The organism is Bradyrhizobium sp. 2TAF36 (assembly GCF_052114925.1).
Lineage (GTDB): Bacteria > Pseudomonadota > Alphaproteobacteria > Rhizobiales > Xanthobacteraceae > Bradyrhizobium > Bradyrhizobium barranii.
Map to the genome: position 1 here is coordinate 1 of NZ_JBFRFR010000169.1, position 7,023 is coordinate 7,023.

Annotated in this window: 9 protein-coding genes; 4 read left to right on the forward strand and 5 right to left on the reverse strand. The window is 57.6% G+C overall.

The window, feature by feature from the left end; genetic code table 11:
* Both AB4Z51_RS43605 and AB4Z51_RS43610 read left to right on the forward strand, forming a co-directional pair.
* On the forward strand, positions 1-230 hold a 230-nt coding region (locus tag AB4Z51_RS43605), incomplete at its 5' end, for a hypothetical protein (RefSeq protein ID WP_441499638.1).
* A gap of 213 nt (positions 231-443) precedes the next feature.
* Positions 444-761, forward strand: coding sequence for a hypothetical protein (locus tag AB4Z51_RS43610; RefSeq protein WP_441499639.1), 318 nt, complete (start codon positions 444-446; stop codon positions 759-761).
* A 94-nt stretch (positions 762-855) separates the two neighbouring features.
* Here the strand turns inward: AB4Z51_RS43610 and AB4Z51_RS43615 are convergent, their stop codons facing one another.
* Together AB4Z51_RS43615 and AB4Z51_RS43620 are read right to left on the reverse strand one after the other, a co-directional pair.
* Positions 856-1,002, reverse strand: coding sequence for a hypothetical protein (locus AB4Z51_RS43615; protein ID WP_441499640.1), 147 nt, complete (start codon positions 1,000-1,002; stop codon positions 856-858).
* Positions 1,003-1,396: 394 nt separating this feature from the next.
* On the reverse strand, positions 1,397-1,582 hold the full coding sequence (locus tag AB4Z51_RS43620; protein WP_441499641.1) for a hypothetical protein: 186 nt from the start codon (positions 1,580-1,582) through the stop codon (positions 1,397-1,399).
* A gap of 607 nt (positions 1,583-2,189) precedes the next feature.
* Between AB4Z51_RS43620 and AB4Z51_RS43625 the strand changes: the two genes are divergently transcribed.
* Complete coding sequence (locus AB4Z51_RS43625; protein WP_166350433.1) at positions 2,190-2,453, forward strand: hypothetical protein; 264 nt, start codon at positions 2,190-2,192, stop codon at positions 2,451-2,453.
* Between the two features lie 324 nt (positions 2,454-2,777).
* Here the strand turns inward: AB4Z51_RS43625 and AB4Z51_RS43630 are convergent, their stop codons facing one another.
* From AB4Z51_RS43630 to AB4Z51_RS43640, 3 genes are all read right to left on the reverse strand, one after another.
* A complete protein-coding gene (locus AB4Z51_RS43630; RefSeq protein WP_441499642.1) occupies positions 2,778-2,948 on the reverse strand; it encodes a hypothetical protein in 171 nt (56 codons plus the stop codon).
* Positions 2,949-3,215: 267 nt separating this feature from the next.
* Positions 3,216-3,680: a phasin family protein gene (locus tag AB4Z51_RS43635; RefSeq protein WP_166350437.1), complete on the reverse strand. Its 465-nt coding sequence runs from the start codon at positions 3,678-3,680 to the stop codon at positions 3,216-3,218.
* A gap of 175 nt (positions 3,681-3,855) precedes the next feature.
* Positions 3,856-4,164 (reverse strand): hypothetical protein, encoded by a 309-nt coding sequence (locus AB4Z51_RS43640; RefSeq protein ID WP_441499643.1) that lies wholly within the window; start codon positions 4,162-4,164, stop codon positions 3,856-3,858.
* Between the two features lie 1,278 nt (positions 4,165-5,442).
* On the opposite strand from AB4Z51_RS43640, the gene AB4Z51_RS43645 reads away from it, so the two are divergent.
* Entirely contained in the window at positions 5,443-5,691 is a 249-nt protein-coding gene (locus AB4Z51_RS43645) for a DUF6894 family protein (RefSeq protein WP_441499644.1), read from the forward strand.
* The last annotated feature ends 1,332 nt before the right edge of the window (positions 5,692-7,023 follow it).

Genomic DNA, 7,023 nt, shown 5'->3' on the forward strand with positions numbered 1-7,023 from the left:
CCTTTACCTTTACTGAGACGGAAAACCATGGCGCGCGCATCGACACGTTCGCCCTTTACGCAATCAGCGATATCATGGTCGCTTATCCCTCGTGGGCCAACTCCGGCTTGCGATGGTTTGAAGTCTTCGACCGCGTAGACATTGCAAGCTCAGCGCCAAGCGAAACTGAACCGGAATGTCGTGCCGCAGCGATACGGCCTCGCTACGGTGCTCCATCGCGAATTACGTGAGGCGTTTGCCGAGAAGCCAGATGTCGCGCCACCGAGGAAGACATCACGTCGGCAGCGCGAGGAATTGGCTGCGGCAAAGGTGGCCATCGTCGAGCGTAAGGTGGAGCTAGGCCGACAACTCGCTGCGTTGCGTGACACCGTGTCGGATAACAGGCGGTTCGGAACTGCGGTTCGCCGTCAATTCGATATCCACAACGCCACTAGGCGGGCGAGATGGCCCGCGTCGCCAGGCTCTATGGCTCGCGTCCGGAAATTTTCACCGCGGTAGGATGGAACGCCCTTGCCGAACTGTCATCTCCGTCGACGCCCGAGTCGGTGCGGCTGGAGATCGAGGCCCGGATCATGGCAGGCGCGAGGGCGAGGGGCACCGGCGTGATCGGCGCTCGCAACAAGGCTCGCAGTGCGTCTCGCAAAGGCCGGCTGCTCGCCCGCAACAGGACCAAGCGAATTGTGCTTGCCAAGATAATGGAGAAGGCCTGCGACGGTGCTCCTCATTGCGCGCCGAATGAGAGGATCTCAGACTTCGATTAGTGCATAGCGAAACTCCGGCGCGGCGCGCACGGGCCGCGCAGCGCCTTCGTGGTGCGTTATTTGCCGGGGGATTGAGCGCGCATGGACGGGCTTCCTAGTGGGTTTCCGTTTCTTCGGGAAAGGCCCTCGCCGCGCCCACGGCGAGGTCGGTGATGATTTCGCCGATCGCCTGCACCGACTCCGGGTCCGGTCGGCCCATCCAGATCGAAATTTCTCGGACGGCGAAGCCGAGGGCCGCCAAGGCCGTGATGGGACGCTCCGTCCCTTCCCAAAGCCGGGTGGCTATTCCTTCGCGGAGCGCGCGTCCGAGTAGAAACACACCGGACGTGGAGAAATTATCCGCGACGACGCAAAGCCTTAGCGGTCGGTGCCGCCGCGCTCCGGGGTTTGCGCGCCAGCTTGGCCTCCTCTCGCTCGGCCATTTTGACGAGGCGCCTCGCTTCTGCGCGAAGCACCTCGGCGCGGTAAAGAATTCGCTCAGCGGCGTCGCGCAACTCCTTGATGCGAAGCTTGCGGAGCCTCCGAGGCGCTATCGGTTGTTTGTGCGACAGCACGCCGGAAACCGGTCTTTGGCGCGTGATTTTCGCTGCGAAGCTGTTCGAGCGCGTTGTGGGCCCCTGGCGCATGGGATTTTCTCAGCCCTCGGTTACGATGAAAAAGCAGCCGTCTGCGTCCGCAGCAATCTTCCATGTACCGCTGTTTACCTCGCGCATCGCCGCGACGATCAGCAACGCGCTTTCGAGCGGGCTCAGAGCATCGCACGGATCGGCCAACTGCGCTGCCAGCTTTACGTACCTTGGTTGTATCGGCCGTACGGTCATCGCTCTCTCCGTTAACGCGTCGCGCGTTTATCCGGCCGGCGCGCCTCGAAGAGGCAAGGAAAGCTGAAAATCGAATGCTTTGTTCGAGTTTTCTAAAATGAAAGCCTGCAGCGCTGGCGAGTTTTCTTCGTCCCGCGCTGGTCCTCTGCGTACTCGCGGTCGGCCCGTGCCGCTTCAATCTCAGCGAGAAGATCAATCGATATATCTAAATGGTCCTCGAAGATGCGCATATTCTGGTCCCAGGAGGATTTCGAAACTCTTGCGCCGACGTGCCGCCGTTTTGGTTGCTCCATTGGGGGCCTCATTTGTTCAGGCCAAGCATAAGCTCAATGACCAACCAAATTCAACCTAGGCCACTGCCGTTTGTAAATAGGCGACTGAGGCCGCTATGGCACCTCAACCGCAGGATTTGCGAGTTTAAAGCCAAAGAGTGAGGCCGCCTCAGTTGGCGGCCTTTTCCGGTCTGCGCGGATGCGCGACTCTCATGGTCTTGGCGCTATGCAGACCTCCGTTGATCTAGGTCAACGTCAGCGCTCCTGTAGCGCTCCTGTTATGTTCAGCCGTCACCTGAGGCGGCATTGCGCAAGCGCGACGAGGGAGGTCCGCCATGCATCCGACCAAGGGTCTTTCGATCAAGTCAGCGACAGTTGCCGGGATTGCTGCTAGCGCCCTGCTGGGACTTGCAGGTCTCACTCTCAATCCAGCACCAGCCGAGGCGGTGGTGTACTGCCAGTACGTTGAATATCCGACCGGCTGCGTTGCTCGGGCGGGCGTCGCGCTGAGGCCTCGTCCGGTAGCGCGCGCTGCAGTCCGTCATAACGCCGGCGGCAATTTAAATGGCGGCGTCAATCGCGTTGGGGTGCGGCGGTAAAGCACTTTTTCGGGTCACGGTGTTGGCGCACAGACGGCAAGCCTGGTTCGTGACCCGTTTACATTTTTCATCAGCAATTCTTCTGTTGTCGGAGAAGAGAAGCCTACTTATGGCCCTGATGCGAAGTTCGAGGCCGCTCAACTATCGTCGGCTTATGGGCTGACCGAAAGAAGCCGAACATCTTTAAACCGGCCATCGCTTGCGGAGAGACGGCCCCGGCTCGGCTGGGAGGCTGGTTTTGAAGCCGGGGCCGCTCCGCCAGCCGGCGGGGACACGCCAGCATAATTTTAAGCAACCCTGTGCGTCTCGAGTTCCTATAACAAGCTAGTGAATCAGTTTCGTCCACACCTTCATCAACGCGCCCGAGGGGATGGTGCTCGAGAGGGCGCGTTCCTGCGCATCGGCAACTTTGTCTTTGAGTATTTCCAGTTCCGATAATTGGGAAGCGAGCTCGGCCATGCGACGAACAAAAACATCTACGCGATCATTGTCCATCGAATGCCCCTAGAACGCTCTTGACAGGGCTTAAGCAAACGGATTTCACGCCATCGCATGTTGAACATACGTGCCTCCAACGCGGTATTGACGTGGAGCCTAATACTTTCATCCATATTTGCTTCGGGCCGAGAAGCGGTCATTGCCTGAACCATCTGGATGGTTACGGCTATGAGCCAATAGAAACTATCCGCGARGGCCGTATCGGTGCAGAGCGGAAACGTCCTTAATTTTGGGGCGCCAAAAATGGACATCATGACCCTGATCTTAGGAAGTCCACCGTTTGGTACTTAGTTCAGCCATCTCCCTGGAATGATTCCGGAACATGGCGATCCGCTTGCTTGTGAATTCTGCGATTACACCGGGAAATTCAAGAGGCGTCTTAGTCATCGCAAGCCTTTGAGCGAATTCAAAAGCAAACTGCATGTTGGCTTGTGCGATTTCCAGTAGCTTCGCTTGATAAGCTCGCACGTTTGCGGTGGCTGACGAAAGAATATCCACCCCTGTCTTTGAATTGTTCTCCGTAATCTGTTTGGAGTCGTCTTGTAAGGCTGCCTCCGCAACAAGAAGCGGATTCTCAACGGGGAGGGCGTCTTGCTGCGAGTCTGAGCTCACGGGCGGAATGCCCACTTTCGGGCTTCTGACAACAGCCTGTGCGGTCCGTTGGGCCTTCGCGACTATTCTCGGGCCGCGGGCGCGCTTTGACGCCGTTGCCGGTTTACGTTTGCTCATCTCACACTCCAAGGATGATTATCGACCAAGATCGCTGGYCAGACGACAACCTGCTGTGCAGTGCAACGTTCCGAAAGTCCACTTACTGAGGCAGACATCTCATGTACGTTGATCCCCTTGGCACCTGTGCAACTTCGAACGGTTTTGATTAGGGAACTTACCGGCCTTGAATCCGTCAGTTTCTCTCACCAGAGTGCCGTCTGGAATGCGTTCGCCTGAGCGCACGCTTTCGACTCCGGCCCGATTTGAGCCCGCCCAGTCGCTTCGCGTTCGCCGCGACATGCCGTCGATACTGACGGACTGTTTCATCGCCCGAAGCTCCAGCCATTAGACTTGCTGAAGCTTTCAAAGCCGCGTGTATCTTTTCGCTGACCATCAATTCAGCTTCGCGACGGGCAATTCTGCCACCGCGCATCAGCTTCATCATCCGCATCGCCATTACGCCATTTGCTTCGAATGCCAACAACATCAAAGAATTGACCATTTCACCCTCTACGAAGCCAAGACGAATGAACGGAAATGGTTCCGCAAGTTCAATTATCTGCAAATCATGCTAGAGAGTCGCTAGCGGGCTTTCTCGCAAAGAGAGCCGTCAAAACAGGCCGCTTATGGTCGCGCGTTAAGCCGAAGGGCACGCGCCTACCACCATTTTGCCGACCATAAGTCTCCGCGTCGCGCGCCTCGGATCCAGAGCGTGGATTATTGTCGGCCAGCCTCTTGAGAATGTGGCGGCAAATTAGTCATTGCTACCCTTGGACCTGCGACATCTCCTGCGATCAACAGCCCAACGAAAACCACGGCAGCGCATAGGCTGGCAGCGATCAACGTGAAGAACGCAAAGTTCGGGCGGCTGTTGGACATCTCAAGCTCCTAGGTGACAACCTTGCGCAAGGGCAAAGGTTGCCCTCAAGCTAAGCCACTGCCGAAGCGGGCCGGGCTTTTTATTTTGCGCGTCCATCACCCGGGTGAACGCCGGTTGCGCGCAGTTTTTAACCTTGATCCAGTGGTTCTGCCGGCCGCCCCGATTTCGGATTGTCAACGATGTGGTCAATTTTGACCATATTCCCGCTACCGCAGCCATAGTTCCACGGTCACCGCGCTGTCCTCGGCTTTTATCGGTGATGAGAACGCCAGTTTGCGCTCCCGCCTTCTCAGGAATGGAGCAGCGCCCCCAGCGACGCCGCATCAAGCACCACCTCCCTTGAAGAACGCCTTGCCGAACAAGTCCAGCGGCTCCGTCAGGCAGCCAAATCGCTTCCGCCAGGTATCGAGCGGCAGCGGGCGGTTCGCAAAGCTCGGCAAGCCGAGACCGGCGCTCATATAAGCGAGTGGCTTACCTCGCCAGGTCTGGCACCACCGAAATGATTGGATACCGCGCCTACCTTATAGGCTCGGATGGCCACATTGAACAGCGGATCGACCTCCTATGCGATACCGACGAGGAGGCAAAGGGGCAGGCCGAGCAGTTCGTGGATGGTCATGACGTAGAGCTATGCACCTCAACCGCAGGATACGCGAGTTCAAGCCAAAGAGTGAGGCCGCCTCAGTTGGCGGCCTTATCCTGTTCGAATTTCATTTCAACAGGGTTTTCGTCCCCGGGTGCTGGCCTGTTTCCGGGCACGGTCGCCTAGTTTGAAAAGTGCGGTGGCCTAATTAGGAACGCCACACGGTATCTGCTCTTGTCCCGCTATCACCGTGACCAATCAAGGTGCCCCCTGACTGAGAGACGCGACTGCGCTCCCCGCCCAACGGAGGAGCGTCTATGCCGCGCTACTACTGCCATATTCTGAACGGAAAAATGCTGATCGATGACGTCGGCGTTGAAGTGGCCGACACCGAGGCAGCGAAACTTGAGGCAGTGAAGTACGCAGGCACTATCCTGACGTCTGAGCATCCCACCGACATGTGGAAGGGGATACCATGGGAGATTAAGGTCACGGACGGCCCTTCGCCCAGTGAAGGTCGGACTTTCCTCACCCTCACGCTAACCGCTGAAATCAACGCCACTTAGGTGCTTTTTGGGACGTGGCGAACCACCTGGACGATTGGGCGAAGTCAGCCTCAATCGCTCCGTGACTGCTTCAAGAAAACGGCCCGCTCGATCATGTCAGCGGGCTATTTCTTCGCTTCTACTTTCCTTTCATCTTCGGGTCATTCACGGTCGCCCCCCGGATTTGTGAAGGTGCCGACATCGTTGTCATCAAGACACCAGCGGTGATCGGAGAAGCAAAGGAATCTAGATCAGTGACGTTGAATGTCAGGTGCCGCATTCCTTCGCATGCACTGCAAAGCCACACGTTCCTAAGAAAAGGAGCCGCTGAGTTCTCATCCATGCGGCTCGTATAGTCCAAGCTGTAGAATGCCCTCCCAGCCCGTGTACCGCCGTTACCTTGTTTGGGCCATTCTAAACGAAGCTGGACGCGAGCCCAAGTTGAGGCGGCCTTACCTTCAAGTGGGGGCCCTTAGACCGGGCGACCGCAGCCACTCGCTGATGTGTGAGCCGGTCTCAGCCAGTCGTGCTTTCCTGTCGACTTCATCGCGCAGAGCGCCATACGGAAGCAGTCTGGCTTGTTCATGCAGGCGCTCCGCTTCTTCGGCTAGACGTTCTTCAAGGGATTGGGTTTGTGTGAAACGATGACGCATGGCGCTGCTCCATTCCAGTGAGGAAGGCGGGAGCGCAAACGGCGTTCTCATCACCGATAAAAGCCACTGGCCGAGCGGTGATAGGGATAATTTGGCATGCCCCGTCGCCAATAACTGGTCAATACAGCCCAGCTGGGCGAAATAGTTAACGACTCGAATTAGGACAGCCAAATTCAACTTAGGACACGGCGGCGAGCGCCCGAGGCGGCCTCAATTCGATGACTTGTTTGCGTCCTGCCCAGTTCCGTTGTCGGAAACCTGTTGATCGAATCCTTCTTGGGCGGACCGGCTCCGCTTTGCGAGAAAGGCTCAATCATCCCGCGACAAGTTGGAGCCAAGCGGCGCGGTCTGGCTCGCTAACTGCCCGGTCCGCTTGCCGCTGAGCTTCCGCAGCGTTGCGCCGAAATTCGTCTTGGTTCATGCGGCACAGTGCGCCCGAAAAGCAAATTGGGCCGCTCACGTTTTCAACTTAGGCCACTGATGTCGAAACTAGGCATCCCATGAGAACGAGCGGGATTCGGAACACAGGTCGAACTTAGCAGGGACGACGCAGTAGCTCTGCTAATGGGATGGTCCGGCCGTGCTCCTGCCCCGCCAGCGATAAGCTGGCCAGGGGCGCCAAGACAAGGAGCACGCCATGTCCCAGACACTCAATACCGCGATCGCCGTGATCGGCATCGATATCGGCAAAAACTCGTTC

Coding starts and splice junctions, on each gene's coding strand:
- AB4Z51_RS43640 (WP_441499643.1), bottom strand. CDS start 4,164: ATGGTCAATTCTTTGATGTTGTTGGCATTCGAAGCAAATGGCGTAATG.
- AB4Z51_RS43610 (WP_441499639.1), top strand. CDS start 444: ATGGCCCGCGTCGCCAGGCTCTATGGCTCGCGTCCGGAAATTTTCACC.
- AB4Z51_RS43630 (WP_441499642.1), bottom strand. CDS start 2,948: ATGGACAATGATCGCGTAGATGTTTTTGTTCGTCGCATGGCCGAGCTC.
- AB4Z51_RS43645 (WP_441499644.1), top strand. CDS start 5,443: ATGCCGCGCTACTACTGCCATATTCTGAACGGAAAAATGCTGATCGAT.
- AB4Z51_RS43620 (WP_441499641.1), bottom strand. CDS start 1,582: ATGACCGTACGGCCGATACAACCAAGGTACGTAAAGCTGGCAGCGCAG.
- AB4Z51_RS43625 (WP_166350433.1), top strand. CDS start 2,190: ATGCATCCGACCAAGGGTCTTTCGATCAAGTCAGCGACAGTTGCCGGG.
- AB4Z51_RS43635 (WP_166350437.1), bottom strand. CDS start 3,680: ATGAGCAAACGTAAACCGGCAACGGCGTCAAAGCGCGCCCGCGGCCCG.